This window comes from Streptomyces sp. NPDC104226 (assembly GCF_055584085.1).
On sequence record NZ_JBVJMS010000007.1, the window covers coordinates 271,559 to 287,378 of the forward strand.

12 protein-coding genes are annotated in these 15,820 nt (G+C 71.6%); 4 read left to right on the forward strand and 8 right to left on the reverse strand.

Annotated features, from left to right (window positions below; all coding sequences use genetic code 11):
• Positions 1-76 precede the first annotated feature (76 nt).
• Positions 77-1,588, forward strand: a complete 1,512-nt coding sequence (locus ACZ60J_RS23215) for a DUF2079 domain-containing protein (RefSeq protein WP_469684540.1) — start codon at positions 77-79, stop codon at positions 1,586-1,588.
• Between the two features lie 82 nt (positions 1,589-1,670).
• On the opposite strand, the gene ACZ60J_RS23220 is transcribed toward ACZ60J_RS23215, so the two are convergent.
• The 3 genes from ACZ60J_RS23220 to ACZ60J_RS23230 form a co-directional block, all read right to left on the reverse strand.
• Complete coding sequence (locus ACZ60J_RS23220; RefSeq protein ID WP_469684542.1) at positions 1,671-2,378, reverse strand: peptidylprolyl isomerase; 708 nt, start codon at positions 2,376-2,378, stop codon at positions 1,671-1,673.
• Positions 2,379-2,496: 118 nt separating this feature from the next.
• On the reverse strand, positions 2,497-2,790 hold the full coding sequence (locus ACZ60J_RS23225) for a type II toxin-antitoxin system antitoxin (RefSeq protein WP_469684544.1): 294 nt from the start codon (positions 2,788-2,790) through the stop codon (positions 2,497-2,499).
• Positions 2,787-3,701 carry an SPFH domain-containing protein gene (locus ACZ60J_RS23230; RefSeq protein WP_469684546.1) on the reverse strand — a complete coding sequence of 305 codons (915 nt, stop codon included), beginning with the start codon at positions 3,699-3,701 and terminating at the stop codon, positions 2,787-2,789. The genes ACZ60J_RS23225 and ACZ60J_RS23230 overlap by 4 nt, the downstream gene beginning before the upstream one ends.
• A gap of 239 nt (positions 3,702-3,940) precedes the next feature.
• On the opposite strand from ACZ60J_RS23230, the gene ACZ60J_RS23235 reads away from it, so the two are divergent.
• A complete protein-coding gene (locus ACZ60J_RS23235; RefSeq protein WP_469684548.1) occupies positions 3,941-6,196 on the forward strand; it encodes a transglycosylase domain-containing protein in 2,256 nt (751 codons plus the stop codon).
• Between the two features lie 102 nt (positions 6,197-6,298).
• Here the strand turns inward: ACZ60J_RS23235 and ACZ60J_RS23240 are convergent, their stop codons facing one another.
• The 3 genes from ACZ60J_RS23240 to ACZ60J_RS23250 form a co-directional block, all read right to left on the reverse strand.
• Complete coding sequence (locus tag ACZ60J_RS23240) at positions 6,299-8,581, reverse strand: SpoIIE family protein phosphatase (protein WP_469684550.1); 2,283 nt, start codon at positions 8,579-8,581, stop codon at positions 6,299-6,301.
• Between the two features lie 230 nt (positions 8,582-8,811).
• Entirely contained in the window at positions 8,812-9,555 is a 744-nt protein-coding gene (gene fomD, locus ACZ60J_RS23245) for a cytidylyl-2-hydroxypropylphosphonate hydrolase (protein ID WP_469684551.1), read from the reverse strand.
• 112 nt (positions 9,556-9,667) lie between these two features.
• A complete protein-coding gene (locus tag ACZ60J_RS23250) occupies positions 9,668-11,059 on the reverse strand; it encodes a class II fumarate hydratase (RefSeq protein WP_469684552.1) in 1,392 nt (463 codons plus the stop codon).
• 107 nt (positions 11,060-11,166) lie between these two features.
• On the opposite strand from ACZ60J_RS23250, the gene ACZ60J_RS23255 reads away from it, so the two are divergent.
• Positions 11,167-12,726 (forward strand): ricin-type beta-trefoil lectin domain protein, encoded by a 1,560-nt coding sequence (locus ACZ60J_RS23255; RefSeq protein WP_469684554.1) that lies wholly within the window; start codon positions 11,167-11,169, stop codon positions 12,724-12,726.
• A 71-nt stretch (positions 12,727-12,797) separates the two neighbouring features.
• On the opposite strand, the gene ACZ60J_RS23260 is transcribed toward ACZ60J_RS23255, so the two are convergent.
• Complete coding sequence (locus tag ACZ60J_RS23260) at positions 12,798-13,565, reverse strand: glycerophosphodiester phosphodiesterase (protein WP_469684556.1); 768 nt, start codon at positions 13,563-13,565, stop codon at positions 12,798-12,800.
• A gap of 53 nt (positions 13,566-13,618) precedes the next feature.
• On the opposite strand from ACZ60J_RS23260, the gene ACZ60J_RS23265 reads away from it, so the two are divergent.
• Positions 13,619-13,981 carry a hypothetical protein gene (locus tag ACZ60J_RS23265; RefSeq protein WP_469684558.1) on the forward strand — a complete coding sequence of 121 codons (363 nt, stop codon included), beginning with the start codon at positions 13,619-13,621 and terminating at the stop codon, positions 13,979-13,981.
• A 91-nt stretch (positions 13,982-14,072) separates the two neighbouring features.
• Here ACZ60J_RS23265 and ACZ60J_RS23270 read toward each other — a convergent pair whose 3' ends face one another.
• Positions 14,073-15,737 carry a fumarate hydratase gene (locus ACZ60J_RS23270; protein ID WP_469684560.1) on the reverse strand — a complete coding sequence of 555 codons (1,665 nt, stop codon included), beginning with the start codon at positions 15,735-15,737 and terminating at the stop codon, positions 14,073-14,075.
• Positions 15,738-15,820: the final 83 nt, after the last annotated feature.

Genomic DNA, 15,820 nt, shown 5'->3' on the forward strand with positions numbered 1-15,820 from the left:
GCCATTCGAAGGGAATCCGCCCACGTCGCAGGCGACTCCGGGCCCGGCCGGGACGTTGCTGGCATCTTGAAGGCCCATGCGAGCACCCACCGGCAGCACCGCCGCCGCACTCCCACCGCAGCAGACGGGCGCCGAGGAGCGGGAGGCGCCGACGCCGTCCGCGGAAGGCCGCCCCCGAGCCGACTGGTGGATCTGGGCCATGGCGGGGGCGCTGTTCTTCGCCTACATGGCCCTGTCCCTGCGGATCCACGAACGGCTGCTCTCCCGCAGCTTCGATCTGGGGATCTTCGTCCAGGTCGTGCGTTCCTACGCGTCGGGGCATCTGCCCGTCTCCGAGGTCAAGGGGCCCGACTTCCCGGTCCTGGGAGACCACTTCTCCCCGATCCTGGCCCTGCTGGGGCCGCTGTACTGGCTGTGGCCTTCGGTGAAGGTGCTGCTCGTGGCGCAGGCCGCGCTGGTCGCCGGAAGCGTGCTGCCGCTGGTCTTCTGGGCCCGCCGGACACTGGGCACCGCGGCCGCCGCGGTCATCGGCACCTGTTACGGGCTCTCCTGGGGCCTCGCGAGCGGGGTCTCCTCCGACTTCCACGAGTGGGCCTTCGCCCTGCCGCTGCTCACCCTCTCCCTGACGGCCCTCGGCGACGGCCGGCTGCGCGCCGCCGCCTGCTGGGCGCTGCCGCTCCTGCTGGTGAAGGAGGACCTCGGGCTCACGGTGGCCGCGATCGGCCTGGTCATCGCCTGGCGCGGCGGGCGCGGCGGGCGCAGGCTCGGACTCCTCACGGCAGCGGCCGGTGTGGCCGGGACCGGGCTGGCCCTGCTGGTGCTGGCCTCCTTCCATCCGGGCGGGTTCGACGGCTATCTCGTCTCCCACAACCCCGGTGGCGGCGCGGGCGGCTCGGGCGGCGCACTGGTGGGGGAGACGCAGGGCGGCGCACTGGCCCTCCTGCACCAGCTGACGCTCGGTCTGATCACCCCGCAGGAGAAGGTCACCACCCTCGTCCTGATCCTGGCCCCCACCCTCTTCCTGGCCCTGCGCTCGCCGATCGCACTGATCGCCCTGCCCTCCGTGCTGTGGCGGCTGGCCTCGAACTACCCGCCCCACTGGGGCACCGGCTACCACTACTCGCTGCTGGTCATGCCGGTCGTCTTCGTGGCCTTCGCCGACGCCCTGCAGCGGCGGGGGGCGAGCGGCCGCAGCCTGTACCGCTACCTGGCGGGCTCGGCGGTGGTCACCTTGCTGCTGCTGCCGCACTATCCGCTGTGGCAGCTGACGCAGCCGGAGACCTGGGTGAAGGATCCCCGCATCGCCGTGGCCCACAGCGTGATGGACGAGATCCCGGACGACGCCACGGTCCAGGCCTCGCACTACCTCGTGCCCCACCTCGCCGACCGCACCAGCGTCAGCCTCTACGGATGGGGGGACAGCCGCCCCAACCCCGAGTGGATCATGGTCGACACCCAGGTGGCGGCGCATCTGCGGTGGCCGATGACGGTCGTCCAGGAGCAGATCTCCCTGGACGAGGCCCGGGCCCGGGGGTACCACACGGTGGACGAGAGGGACGGCTTCGTCCTGCTGAGCCGCGCCCGATAGCGGCCGGCGCCGGACAGGGATGGGGGGGCGCCGGCCCGGCCGGCGCCCCCCACGGCTGTTCGCGACGCTCAGACGGCCGGCCTCATTCGGAGGGGCGCTGCACCGTGACCGACGTGATGACGACGGGCTCCTTGGGCCTTCCGTCGGTCGATCCGTCCGCCGTCCCCTTGGCGGCGATCTTCGCCACCGCGTCCAGCCCGCCGACGACCTTCCCGAAGGGGGTCCAGCTGGGCGGCATGCGGAAGGTGGGATCGGCGTAACTGATGAAGAACTGGCTGCCGTTCTTTCCCGGCAGGGCCTTGGACATGGCGACGGTGCCCGCTGGATAGGAGGCTCCGGCCAGGTTTTCGTCCTTGAACCAGTATCCGGGGTCGGAATTGCCCTCTCCGGCGGGGTCGCCGCATTCCAATACGAAAATCCCCCGCGTGGTGACCCGGTGGCACTTGCTGCCGTCGAAGTACTTCTTCCCGGCCAGGAAGGAGAACGAGTTGGTGGTGCACGGCGCGTCCTCGGTCAGGGCCTCGATGGTGACGGGGCCCTCCTCGGTGTCGATCCTCGCGGTGTACGGCCGGGCCGCCGCCGCGGCGTCGAAGCCCGGGGCGGCGGCCTTGGTCACGCCGTCGGAGGGGGTGTAGGCGCACGTGACGGGCGGTTTGGAATCCGTGACGCCACCGGTGAGGGAGAGCGCCGTCCAGGTGAGTCCGGAACAGGCGGCGACCGCCGTGATCGCGACGGCGGCTTTCCGGGCCGCCCGCCGTCCGCCGGATTTCGTCCCACTGGTCAGATTCATACGAGCCTCGAATTCGGTGAGCGGCCGTATATGACGCGGTGAGCGTATCCAGTCGTACGGATGCGGCGGGCGGCACACGCCGCGCAATTCGGGGGTCAGCCCCCCGGTCGTGAGCCCCTCAGGAATCCGGTGCGTTACGGGGGCGGCCCCGGGGCGGGATGGGGCCCGCCCCGCCGGGAAGGCGGCCGGCTTCGGACAGGGCGCGGCGGAGCAGGAACTCGATCTGCGCGTTGGCGCTGCGGAGTTCCTCCCCTGCCCACCGCGCGAGCGCGTCGTGCACCTGCGGGTCGAGCCGCAGCAGCACCTGCTTGCGGGCCTGCCGGGCGGCCTTGGGGGCCGCCGCCCGGCCCTCGGCGGGGTCTGCCGGGTCGGCCGGGTCGGCGGGGGAGTCCGCGCCTCGGTCGGGGCTCACTGGTAGAGGGTGCCCGTGTTGATCACCGGCGAGGCCGCGCGGTCGCCGCACAGGACCACCATCAGGTTGGACACCATCGCCGCCTTCCGTTCCGGGTCGAGGTCCACGATGTCCTGCTCCGCGAGCCGGGTCAGGGCGAGCTCGACCATACCGACCGCGCCCTCGACGATCTGCTTGCGCGCCGCGACGATCGCACCCGCCTGCTGGCGCTGGAGCATCGCGGAGGCGATCTCCGGGGCGTACGCGAGGTGGGTGAAGCGGGACTCGATGATCTCGACGCCGGCCGCCTCGACGCGGGCGGACAGTTCGACGGCGAGCTTCTCGGTGATCTCCTCGGCGTTGCCGCGCAGCGACAGGCCGCCGTCCTCGTGGGCGTCGTAGGGGTACTCGATCGCGATGTGCCGGACGGCCGCCTCGGTCTGGGTCTCGACGAACTCGGTGAAGTCCTCGACCTCGAAGACGGCGCGCGCGGTGTCCTCGACCCGCCACACCACGACGGCCGCCAGCTCGATCGGGTTGCCGTAGGCGTCGTTGACCTTCATGACGGCCGTCTCGTGGTTCCGGACCCGGGTGGACAGGGGGCGGCGGGAGGTCAGCGGGTTGACCCAGCGCAGGCCGTCGGTCCGGACGGTGCCGCGGTAGCGGCCGAACAGCTGGACCACGCGGGCCTCGCCCGGCGCGACCGTGTTCAGGCCGCTCATGGCGATGACGGCGGCGATGGTCAGCAGGACGCCCGCCGCGATCAGGCCCGCCTTGGCCCCGTCGCTCCCGGCCACCGCGCCGAGCGCGATCAGGCCCGCCCCGGCCGCCACTCCGGCCAGGCCGAGCAGCAGCGCGAGCCCGCCGCCCACGCTGCGCGCGGGGAACTCCCGTACGCCGGTCTCGGTACCACCCGTGGTGTTCGTCATCATGTGCCCCGTTTCATCCAGTGGCAGCCGGTCGGGCCGCTTAGCAAAGTGATATCACTTTTTTGTGCGGGGCGGGAGTCTGGCAACCTCCCGGGCTCCATCTGCGTCGGTTCCTGTGGGATGGGTGCTCATTGTCACGTCCGATTTGCCCGGTATGAGAGCCCGTTGGCCGGTTTTTGTCACAGGCTCCGGTGTTAGCTTTCTGAGCTGACGTCGGGGGGATATCGAGCGGAGCGGGAGCGATGGGCCGAGCAGAAGCGCGAAAGGCGCAGCAGCAGCGCAGTGCGCGACGCGCGCCGCGCGGGCGCGTCAAAGGCAAGGGCGGGAACTCGGGCGGCAAACCGGCCGGCATACGCCGCTTCTTCACCTGGAGAAAGGTGCTCGGCACCTTCTTCGGCGCGATCCTGCTCGGCATGGCGGCCCTGATCGGCCTCTACTTCTACGTGGACCCGCCGGACCCCAACGCCGAGGCGCTGACGCAGAACAACGTCTACAAGCTCTCCGACGGCACGGTCATGGCCCGCGTCGGCGCCACGAACCGCCAGATCGTGCCGATCGACAAGATCCCGGCGGACGTGCAGACGGCCTTCATCGCGATCGAGAACATGTCCTTCTACTCGGACAAGGGCATCGACCTCAAGGGCATCGCCCGGGGCCTGTTCAACACCGTCACCGGCAAGGGCACGGCCGGCGGCTCCACGATCACCCAGCAGTACGTCAAGAACTTCTACCTGACGCAGGACCAGACGGCGTCCCGCAAGCTGAGGGAGATGATCATCTCCCTCAAGGTCGACCAGGAGATGGAGAAGCCCGAGATCCTCGCGGGCTACCTGAACACCAACTTCTACGGCCGCAACGCCTACGGCATCCAGGCCGCGGCCCAGGCCTACTACGGGGTCGACTCCGACAAGCTGACCCTCGAACAGGGTGCGTACCTGGCCGCCCTCCTCCAGGCCCCCAGCCAGTACGACTGGGCCACCGCCGGCCCGAACGGCAAGAAGCAGGTCATGATCCGCTTCAACGGCGCCCTCGACAACATGGTCAAGATGGGCAAGCTGGACCCGGCCAAGCGCAAGGAGATGAAGTTCCAGGAGCCGATCAAGCCCAAGGCTCCCACCGGTATGGAAGGCCAGAAGGGCTACCTGATCCAGGCCGCCGACGAGGAGCTCAAGCGCCAGACCGGCATGACCGAAGGCCAGCTCAAGGCCGGCGGCTGGGAGATCACCCTCTCCGTCGACCCGAAGAAGCAGGCGGCGCTGGAGAAGGCCGTCCAGGACGAGCTGGAATCCAAGCTCGACCGCAAGGGCCGCCCGGTCGACGCCGCCGTGCAGGCGGGCGCCACCTCCGTGGACCCGAAGACCGGCGCGATCGTGGCGATGTACGGCGGCACCGGGCAGAGCGAGCAGTGGGCCAGCAACGCCCTGCGCAAGGACTTCCAGCCGGGCTCGACCTTCAAGCCGATCGTGCTCGCCTCCGCCCTGGAGGGCAAGGCGACCACGCAGGACGGCAAGCCGATCACGCCCAACACCCTCTACGACGGCACGAGCAAGCGCCCCGTGGTCGGCAGCGACGTCCCGTTCAACCCGCAGAACCAGGACGACCGCGACTACGGCGACCCGATGATGACGGTGCAGTCCGCGACCAACTCCTCGGTGAACTCCGTGTACGCCCAGATGATCGTGGACGTCGGGCCGAAGAACGTGAAGAAGACCGCCCTGCAGCTGGGCATGCGGGACCGCGACGGCTGGCCCGAGGACAAGCCCGCCATGTCGCTCGGCACCATGAGCGCCGACACCGTGGAGATGGCCGGCGTCTACGCCACCTTCGACAACCACGGCAAGAAGGTCACGCCGAGCATCATCAAGTCCGCCAAGCACGCGGACCGCGAGTACAAGCCGGTCCGCGCCGTCGGCGACACGGCCATCAGCCGCAGGACCGCCGACACCGTCACCAAGGTGCTCACCGGCGTCGTCGAGGACGGCTCCGGCAAGGCGGTGAAGAGCTCGGCCTACGAGGCCGCGGGCAAGACCGGCACCACCGAGAAGAACGTGGCCGCCTGGTTCACCGGATTCACCCCGGAACTGGTCACCGTCGTCGCGATGTTCGGTGACGAGCCCGGCACCCACACCCAGACCAGCCTGACCGGTACGGCCGGCGGCGGACGCGCCGGCGGCTCCAGCTTCCCGGCCGCGATCTGGAAGCAGTACACCCTCGACGCGCTCAAGGGCGGCAAGACGGGCTCCTTCGACCTGGACGAGGCCGACATGGGCAAGGTCCAGTCGTCGAGCCCCAGCAGCTCCGCGTCGACCTCCCCGAGCCAGTCCGCGAGCTCGCAGCCGCCGAGCCAGACGCCCAGCCGGACGCCGAGCCAGACGCCCAGCCGGACGCCGAGCTCGACGCCGAGCACCACGCCGAGCACGACCCCGAGCAAGACACCGTCCCCGACGAAGTCCAGCTCGGACAAGCCCTCGCCGCCGAACCGGGTGCCCGAACCGTAGGCCCCGTAGGCACCGCAGGACCCGGACGCACCACTGCCCCGCAGGCACGAAGCCGCGGGGCAGTGGTGCGTCCGGGTGGCGGCCCGGTCGGCGGCAGTCGGCTCAGCGGCGGTCCTGCGAGCCCGGCAGCGCGAGCTCGAACCAGACGACCTTGCCGCTGCTCAGGCGCGTGGCACCCCAGCGGCGGGCCATCCGGTTGACCAGGAACAGGCCGCGGCCGCCCTCGTCGTCGTCCCGGGCCCGGCGCTGGCGCGGCAGCTGCGGGGAATCGTCGCCGACCTCGCAGCGCAGTACGTCCGTCCGCAGCAGGCGCAGGGTCACGGGCCGCTCGGCGTACCGCACGGCGTTCGTGACGACCTCGCTGACCAGCAGCTCCAGCGAGTCCTCCAGCTCCTCCAGACCCCAGCGCGCCAGCGCGCGGCGGGCGAACCGGCGGGCCCGGCCCGGAGCGGTCTCCTCCGGGTCCAGGAACCAGTACGCCACGTCGCTGGGCGCGATGCCGTCGAACCGGGCCGCGAGCAGCGCGATGTCGTCGTCCCGGTCACCGGGGCCGAGCATGTCCAGGATGTCGTCGCACAGGGCCTCCAGCGGCGGCGGGTGGTCCAGGCCCGTCAGCTGCGCGGTGGTGGCGAGCCGTTCGCGGAGCTGCTCGATGCCCGTCCAGACGTCGCGCAGCCGGGACTCGACCAGGCCGTCGGTGTACAGCACGAGGGTGGCCCCGGCCGGGGCGTCCAGCTCCACGGCTTCGAAGTCCACGCCGCCGACGCCGATGGGGGCGCCGGGGGGTACGCGCAGCACCTCGGCGCGGCCGCCCAGGTGGAGCAGGACCGGCGGCGGGTGGCCGGCGTTGGCGATGGTGATCCGGTGCGAGACCGGGTCGTAGACGGCGTAGAGGCAGGTGGCCATCCGGTCGGAGCCCAGGCGCTGCGCCTGCTCGTCCAGGTGGTGCAGGACCTCGGCGGGCGGCAGGTCGAGCTGCGCCAGCGTCTGGGCCGTCGTACGGAGCTGGCCCATGATCGCGGCGGAGGTCATGGAGTGGCCCATGACGTCGCCGACGACGAGCGCGACCCGGCTGCCGGGCAGGGGTATGGCGTCGTACCAGTCGCCGCCCACCCGGGCCGTCTCGGCGGCGGGCAGGTAGCGGCTGGCCAGCCGGACCCCGGTGGGCTGGGGGAGGCTGTCGGGCAGCATCGTGCGCTGGAGCTCGTCGGCGATGTAGGCCTCGCGGCCGTACAGCACGGCCTTGTCGATGCCCAGCGCGGTGTGGGTGGCCAGCTGGGCGGCGACCAGCAGGTCGTTCGTCTCGAAGGCGGGCCGCTCGGGGGTGCGCAGGAACACCGCCGCGCCGATGACGCGGCGGCGGCCCCGCAGCGGCGCGAGGATGGCCCGCTGGCCGCGCGGGACCGGGTGGTCGGCGCCCAGCAGCTCCGGCAGGGCGGCGCGGGCCGCGGCGGAGGACCCGAAGACGGGCCGTACGCCGCGCAGCACCTCGGCGAGCGCCCCGCCGGGGCGGATCTCGCACAGCTCGGCCGCGGGCAGGTCACCCTGCGGGCCGACCAGGGCGAGCTGGCTGAAGTCGAGCTCGCCGTCGGGGGTCATCGCACCGGCGAGGCCGGCGGGGATCCCGGCACCGGCACCGGCACCGGATCCGGCAGCTGCTCCGGCTCCCGCTCCTGCTCCGGCTCCGGTGAACTCGTCGATCGGCCGGAGCCGGTCGGTTCGGCGCAGCCTTAAAACGACCGGTCCGACGGGCCGCTCGTCGCCGACCGGCAGCGGATCGCGCAGGTAGACGAGGATCGCGTCGGAGAAGGTGGGCACGGTGGCCCGGCACAGGCCGAGCACGATCTCGTCGAGGTCGATCCCGCGCGCGATCCGCCGGGTGGCGGCTCCGACGAAGCGCAGCCGGTCGCCCTCCCGCCGGGCGATGGTCGCGTCGACTCCGATGCCGCTGACCTGCGCGGGGGTGCCGGTCTGCCCGGCACCGGTGTGCCCTGCGCCGGGCTGTCCGGCCTGCCCCGACGTGCCGGGCCGTCCCGCCACCCCGCGGGCGGCTTCGCCGTCGCGGCTGCGCGCAGCGCCGGCCTGCGCGGCCGCGGCCTCGTCACGGCCGGCCCGGACCCGGGCGTCGCCCCGGCCGGGCGCGGCGGGGGAGTCCGTGCCTTCGTCGGAGCCCCCGGCCCCGTCGGAGGCGGACGGTGCCTCCGCCGTGGCGCGGGGACGGGGCAGGTCCGCCGCCTGGGGCTGCGCATGCGTGCGCACGGCCTCGGCCGCCGGGAGCGGGGCCTTGCCGTGGCCCAGTTCCTCCGTGCCGTGGCCGGGCTCGTCCGTCCGACCGCCGGAGGCAACCGGCTGGGGGCCCTCCTGAGAGGTGGGGTACTCCGTCACGCGTGGCATTCCGTCCGTTTGCGCTCGATGTGCGCTGCACTCAACTCGGTCAGTCGCGGTATACCCGCTCAGCGGCGGGGACACCATCACCCCGCGGTTCCGCGTCCCGCTCGTTACCTCTCGATATCGCGTCGGCCTAGGTCAAATGCTGTGCTGCTGGCGACATTTGCCCGCCGACGCCCCGGCGGAGGACGATCCTACGATTGCCCCCCGGGGGCGCATCAAGGGTCTCATGAGGTCATATGCGCCGGAGTGCGGTCCCAGTCCTCCGGCAGGGCCGGTACGCCCCAGGCCGGGTCCGGTCGCCAATCCTGCCAGCCTTCGGAGAACGGCGGGCCCCAGGCCCTGATCAGGTCCACTGCCGCACTGCCCGCGGCGCGCACCCGCCGGGCCTGTTCCGGGTCCATCAGACCGGACCGCTGGGCCTGTGCGAACTCGTCCTCGTCCCGCCACTTCCAGGTGCGGTCCGGGTAGACGGAGATGTCCAGGAAGTGGTCCTCGGAGTCGATGCCGCCGGACCACCGGGTCCGCGGCTCCTCCAGGTTCACGTACCAGCTCTTGAACTCCCAGCCGTGGTCCCAGAACAGCCACACCGACCAGGGGTCCCCGGGCCGCGCCAGCTTCAGCACCCCCGCCCCGAACCAGCGTGACCGTACGGTGGTCCGTGGCGCGGTGTACCGGGTGGCGAGCGGCTCCTCGTGGACCGGGGTCCCGTCGGCGAGCACCGGCTTGACGCACTCGGTCCCGGGGGCCATCCACACCGCGAGCAGCTCGTCGGTGTCGGCCACCACGGTCACGGGCCGGCAGATGTGGACGGCGCCCTTCGCGTCGGGCGCGTGGTCCCGGTAGCGCCAGAGGATCTGCTCTCCGGGCGCCCAGCGGACGCCCTCCGCGGCGCCCCGCCCCGCACGCCGGGCCGAGCCCCGTGCCGAGCTCTGCGCACTGCCGCCCCCGCGGCCTCCGGTACCTGTCATGGGCAGATCTTAGGGCGGGGGTCCGGAGGATCGCTGCGCTGCAGGTCACCGAGGTGTCCGAGGGCGGGAAACGACCGGATCCGGACCCCGGGAGGGGGCGGCCCCGCCGGCGTCAGGGGTGGGTCATCCGCAGCACGTCCAGCGCTTCGTCGAGCTGCTCCAGGGTGAGGTCGCCGCGGTCCACGTAGCCCGACTCCAGGACGACCTCGCGGATCGTCCTGCGCTGCGCGAGGGACTTCTTGGCGACCTTGGCGGCCTCCTCGTAGCCGATGTACCGGTTGAGCGGGGTCACCACGGAGGGCGAGGACTCGGCGTACTCCCTGGCCCGGGCCGTGTTGGCGGTGATTCCGTCCACGGTGCGGTCGGCCAGCAGCCGGCTCACGGAGCCCAGCAGCCGGATGGACTCCAGCAGGTTGCGGGCCATCACGGGCAGCATCACGTTGAGCTCGAAGTTGCCCGCGGCGCCCGCCACGGCGACCGCCGCGTCGTTGCCCATCACCTGGGCGGCGACCATCAGCGCGGCCTCCGGCACGACCGGGTTGACCTTTCCGGGCATGATCGAGGACCCCGGCTGGAGATCCGGGAGGTTGATTTCGGCCAATCCGGTACGCGGGCCCGATGCCATCCAGCGCAGGTCGTTGCAGATCTTGGTGAGCGAGACGGCGACCGTACGGAGCATTCCGGACGTCTCGACGAGGGCGTCCCGCGCCCCCTGGGCCTCGAAGTGGTCCCGCGCCTCGGTCAGCGGCAGCCCGGTCGCCGCGGCCACCTCGGCGATCACGGCCGCGGAGAACCCGGGCGGGGTGTTGATGCCGGTGCCCACGGCGGTCCCGCCCAGCGGCAGCTCGGCCAGCCGCGGCAGCGCCGCGCGCAGCCGCTCGACGCCGAGGCGGAGCTGGGCGGCGTACCCGCCGAACTCCTGGCCCAGGGTGACCGGGGTGGCGTCCATCAGGTGCGTCCGGCCGGCCTTGACCACCTGTGCGAACTCGGCGGACTTGCGCTCCATCGCGCCGGCCAGGTGCTCCAGGGCGGGGATCAGCGCGCCGGTGACGGCGGCGGTGGCGGCGATGTGGATGGACGACGGGAAGACGTCGTTGGAGCTCTGCGAGGCGTTGACGTGGTCGTTGGGGTGGACGGCGCGGCCGAGGCGCTCGGTGGCCAGGGTGGCGATCACCTCGTTGGCGTTCATGTTGGACGAGGTGCCGGAACCCGTCTGGAACACGTCGACGGGGAAGTGGTCGTCCCAGCGGCCCTCGGCGACCTCGGCGGCCGCCGAGACGATGGCGTCGGCGATGTCGGGGTCGATCACGCCGAGCCGGGCGTTGACGGTCGCGGCCGCGGCCTTGATCCGGGCCAGCGCCTCGATGTGGGCCCGCTCCAGGCGCTGCCCGGAAACGGGGAAGTTCTCCACGGCGCGCTGGGTCTGAGCTCGCCATTTGGCGTGGGCGGGGACGCGTACGTCACCCATGGAGTCGTGCTCGGTGCGGAACTGGTCATTCGTCATGTGTGGTGCCTCCTCAAAAAGTTGAGCAATTGTCTTGTTCGGACTGTTCCCAACTCGCCTACCGGCCAGTAAATACCGGGGGTAACACCGAGATCGGGGAGGCGTTCATGGCACGTGTCCGTACGCAATCAAGGATCAGGCTCAGATCTACCTTCGCCGCCGTAGCTGCGGCTGCGGCCGCCCTCGGGGGTGTCACCGCCATCACCCCCACGGCCCACGCGGCGACCACGGCGGGGTCTGCCGCGCGGGCCTCCGCCGGGACCGTGGCCACCCCCCTCACGCCCGAACTGGAGGCCGTCCGGGCCGCCGAGGCCGTCAAGATCTACGGTGACTCCGCGATCCGGCCGCTCGCGGACCGCAAGACCGGCCTGATCTCGCTCGGCGACAGCGAGATCTCGGGCGAGGGCATCGGCAACTACGACCCCGCGACCAACACCCCGTCCAACCAGTGCCACCGCTCGCCGGACACGGCGATCCACCGCACCGGCATCGCGGCCGACTACACCTTCAACGTGGCCTGCTCGGGCGGCTACACGGGCAACATCAGGATCGGCGGCAGCAAGCAGTACGCCGACGAGCTGGTGCAGAGCGACAGCCTCGCCATCAAGGCCCGCAACACCAGGATCAAGATGGTGCTGCTGGTCGCCGGGGCCAACGACGACCTGCAGTTCGGCCCGGTCATGACCGACTGCGTCACCCGCTGGGTGCTCAGCCAGGGCACCTGCGAGCCGAAGTACGGTCCGGGCTGGCAGGCGCGCGTCGACGGCCTGAAGCCGAAGGTCGAGGCGACGATCGGCGACCTCAAGACGGTCATGCGCGACGCCGGATACGCCGACTCCGACTACAAGCTGGTCGTGATGGGCTACCCCAGCCCGATCGGCCCCGACTTCAACGACAACCCGAACTTCCCCGGCAAGCTCCCCGGAGGCTGCGCCGGCTACGACTCCGACGCCACCTGGGGCCGCAACTACGCGGTGCCCGCCTTCGAGAAGGGCATGCGCGCGGCCGCCCTCGCCGCGGGCGCGACCTACCTCGACAACTCGCGGCTCTTCCAGGGCCACGAGGTCTGCATGGAGGACACCTGGGCCCGCGGCCTCTACCTCGACCTCGGGGACCACTTCCCGTGGGACGAGAACACCGCCCGCCAGTCCTTCCACCCCAACTACCGCGGCCACGGCGCCTTCGCGTCCTGTCTGACCCAGCTCTACGCCTCCGGCCTGCGCGAGGCCTCCTGCGCCGACCCGGCCAGCACCGGCACCCCCGTCCTGCAGGCCGGAGCCTGGGACGACCTGTTCAAGCCGCTGAAGAACGAGGCGACGGGCAACTGCGTCGACTCCAGCGGCAGCTCCAGCGCCAACAACACCAAGGTCCTCGGCTGGGACTGCCACGGCGGCCGCAACCAGGGCTGGTGGTACGACTCCGCGAAGAAGTCCCTCCACGTCGAACTCACCCACGACCGCTGCCTGGACGCGCCCGGAGCCAACTACGGCAACGGCACCGGGCTCATCATCTGGAACTGCCACGGCGGCGCCAACCAGCAGTTCGTCCGCGACGGAGCCACCTTCCGGCCCGCCGCCGCCCCCGGCCAGTGCCTGACGGTGGCCGCGGCCCACGAGCCGCTGCGCCTCCAGCCCTGCAACGGCTCCGCGAACCAGCGCTTCGCGTAACACCCCGCCAGACCCTCACCCCCGCCAGACCCGTACCCCCCACACCCGGCCGGCGCACCCCGGCCGGGTGATCACATGTCCAGCAGGAGCTTGCGTACGTCCCGGGGCCGGTTGGTGATGAGCGTGTCCACGCCCAGCCGCACGCAGAGCTCCACGTCCTCGGGCTCGTCCACGGTCCACACGCGCACCTGCAACCCCTTCGCCTTCAGCCGCCCCACCAGCCCCGGGTCCCGCCGCACGAGCTCGATGCCGGGACCCGCGTGAGTCGCGTACGGCGGCCGTACCGGCCGCACCCGGCGCTCGATCAGGTACACGGCGGGCAGCCCCGGCGCGAGGCGGTGCATCCGGGTCAGCGCGGACCGGGAGAAGCTCATCACCTCGACGCGGCCGCTCGCACCGTCGGCGAGCCCGTACTCCCCGAGCACCCGCACGAGCTCGGCCTCCAGCCGGCCGCCCGCCCGGGTGGGGTGCTTGGTCTCCACGGCCAGCCCGACGGGATAGGGCGCGGCCAGCGCCTCCTCGACCAGGTCCTCGAAGAGCAGCACCCGTGCCCCGGCGTGCCCGTCCCCCTTCCACGCCCCGAAGTCGAGGGCGCGCAGCTCCTCGTACGTCATCTCGGAGACGACCCCGCGCCCACCGGAGGTCCGCTCGACCCGCCGGTCGTGCACGCAGACCAGCCGCTGGTCGGCGGTGAGCCGCACATCGCATTCGAGCGCGTCGGCCCCGTCGGCGATGGCCTGCCGATAGGCCCCGATGGTGTGCTCGGGGTACTCGTGGGAGGCCCCACGATGCGCGATGACCCGCGTACCGCGGGCCGGGGAGAACGGCTGCTCAGTCATACCGCAGACGTTATCCGGCTGCGGCGGGCGAGCCGGTGCACGATCCTGCACCGATGGTTGAACAGTTGGGGATGACGCACTGCGGGCCCTGCGCCTCCTGCCGGTCCGAGACGTGGCAGCGGATCGTCGACGGCCTTCTGTGCTGGTACGACAACCACTACTGCGTCGAGTCCGGACTCCATGCGTGCGACGAGGGCCGGGGGGTGCCCCCGCCGTTGATCCGCGAGCGGATCGTCGCAGCGGAGGGGACCGTGCGCATCGCCGTCGGCGGGCCGGACGGTGTCCCGCTGAAAGTCGTCCGCGCGTGGTACCGACTCACGCTCCCGCAGCTGCGCGAGGTGCGGGAGCACGGCCTGGACGCGACCCCGGTGGAGGCAGAGCTGCTGCGCGGGATGTGCAGCGGGCCCCGGGGGTGATCGCGGTCCCGCCCTGCCGGCACGGGGCGGCCGTCCGGGCATGCGGGAGGGCCCCTCCGCCGGGTGGTGGAGGGGCCCTCGGGGTGTTGCGTTACAGGCCCGGGCCGCGGACCGGGATGTGGGTGAAGGTGGGTTCCGGGGCCGGGTTCTGGAAGAAGTCGTTGCCCTTGTCGTCGACCACGATGAAGGCCGGGAAGTCCTCGACCTCGATCTTCCAGACGGCTTCCATGCCGAGCTCCTCGTACTCCAGGACCTCGACCTTCTTGATGCAGTCCTGGGCGAGGCGGGCCGCCGGGCCGCCGATGGAGCCGAGGTAGAAGCCGCCGTGCTTGCCGCACGCGTCGGTGACCTGCTGGGAGCGGTTGCCCTTGGCCAGCATGACCTTGGAGCCGCCCGCCGCCTGGAACTGCTCGACGTAGGAGTCCATGCGGCCGGCCGTCGTCGGGCCGAAGGAGCCCGAGGCGTAGCCCTCGGGGGTCTTCGCGGGGCCCGCGTAGTAGACCGGGTGGTCCTTGAGGTACTGCGGCATCTCCGCGCCGGAGTCGAGGAGTTCCTTGATCTTGGCGTGCGCGATGTCGCGGGCCACGACCAGCGGGCCGGTGAGGGACAGGCGGGTCTTCACCGGGTGCTGGGTGAGGGTCGCGAGGATCGACTCCATCGGCTGGTTCAGGTCGATCGAGACCACGTCGGAGGAGGCGGACAGGTGCTCGTCCGTGGTCTCCGGGAGGAAGCGCGCCGGGTCCCGCTCCAGCTGCTCCAGGAAGACGCCCTCGGCGGTGATCTTCGCGGTGGCCTGGCGGTCCGCGGAGCAGGAGACGGCGATCGCGATCGGGAGGGACGCGCCGTGGCGGGGGAGGCGGACCACGCGGACGTCGTGGCAGAAGTACTTGCCGCCGAACTGCGCGCCGATGCCGATCTTCTGGGTGAGCTCGAAGACCTGCTGCTCCAGGGCCTCGTCGCGGAAGCCGTGGCCCAGGGGGGAACCCTCGGTGGGGAGCTCGTCCAGGTAGTGGGCCGAGGCGTACTTCGCGGTCTTGAGGGCGTGCTCCGCCGAGGTGCCGCCGACCACGATCGCCAGGTGGTACGGCGGGCAGGCCGCGGTGCCGAGCGAGCGGATCTTCTCTTCCAGGAACTTCATCATGGAGGCCTCGTTGAGGACCGCCTTGGTCTCCTGGTAGAGGAAGGACTTGTTGGCGGAGCCGCCGCCCTTGGCCATGAAGAGGAACTTGTACGCGCCGCCGTCGGTCGCGTACAGCTCGATCTGCGCGGGCAGGTTCGAGCCGGTGTTCTTCTCCTCCCACATGGTGACCGGCGCCATCTGCGAGTAGCGCAGGTTCAGGCGGGTGTAGGCGTCGTAGATGCCGCGGGAGAGGGCCGCCTCGTCACCGCCCTCGGTCAGGACGTTCTGGCCGCGCTTGCCCATGACGATCGCCGTGCCCGTGTCCTGGCACATCGGCAGGACGCCGGCCGCGGCGATGTTGGCGTTCTTGAGGAGGTCCAGGGCGACGAACTTGTCGTTCGCCGAGGCCTCGGGGTCGTCGATGATGCGGCGCAGCTGCGCGAGGTGCGCGGGGCGCAGGAAGTGCTGGATGTCGTGGATGGCCTCTTCGGCGAGCTTGCGCAGCGCCTCCGGCTCGACCTTGAGGAACGTACGGCCGTCGGCCTCGAAGGTCGAGACGCCTTCGGAGGTCACCAGCCGGTACGGGGTGGAGTCCTCGCCCAGGGGCAGCAGGTCGGTGTACGCAAACTCTGGCATGACGGCAGTCATTCCCTCACTCGGCAGACGGCGCTGACGACCGTTTGGCAGCGCGGTATCCAGCGTAGGACCTCTTCCGGCGG

Bases quoted from the DNA above. Each gene is read 5' to 3' on its own strand.
- ACZ60J_RS23270 (WP_469684560.1), bottom strand. From the start codon at position 15,737: ATGCCAGAGTTTGCGTACACCGACCTGCTGCCCCTGGGCGAGGACTCC.
- ACZ60J_RS23215 (WP_469684540.1), top strand. From the start codon at position 77: ATGCGAGCACCCACCGGCAGCACCGCCGCCGCACTCCCACCGCAGCAG.
- ACZ60J_RS23230 (WP_469684546.1), bottom strand. From the start codon at position 3,701: ATGATGACGAACACCACGGGTGGTACCGAGACCGGCGTACGGGAGTTC.
- ACZ60J_RS23260 (WP_469684556.1), bottom strand. From the start codon at position 13,565: ATGACTGAGCAGCCGTTCTCCCCGGCCCGCGGTACGCGGGTCATCGCG.
- ACZ60J_RS23235 (WP_469684548.1), top strand. From the start codon at position 3,941: ATGGGCCGAGCAGAAGCGCGAAAGGCGCAGCAGCAGCGCAGTGCGCGA.
- ACZ60J_RS23265 (WP_469684558.1), top strand. From the start codon at position 13,619: ATGGTTGAACAGTTGGGGATGACGCACTGCGGGCCCTGCGCCTCCTGC.
- ACZ60J_RS23255 (WP_469684554.1), top strand. From the start codon at position 11,167: ATGGCACGTGTCCGTACGCAATCAAGGATCAGGCTCAGATCTACCTTC.
- ACZ60J_RS23220 (WP_469684542.1), bottom strand. From the start codon at position 2,378: ATGAATCTGACCAGTGGGACGAAATCCGGCGGACGGCGGGCGGCCCGG.
- fomD (WP_469684551.1), bottom strand. From the start codon at position 9,555: ATGACAGGTACCGGAGGCCGCGGGGGCGGCAGTGCGCAGAGCTCGGCA.
- ACZ60J_RS23250 (WP_469684552.1), bottom strand. From the start codon at position 11,059: ATGACGAATGACCAGTTCCGCACCGAGCACGACTCCATGGGTGACGTA.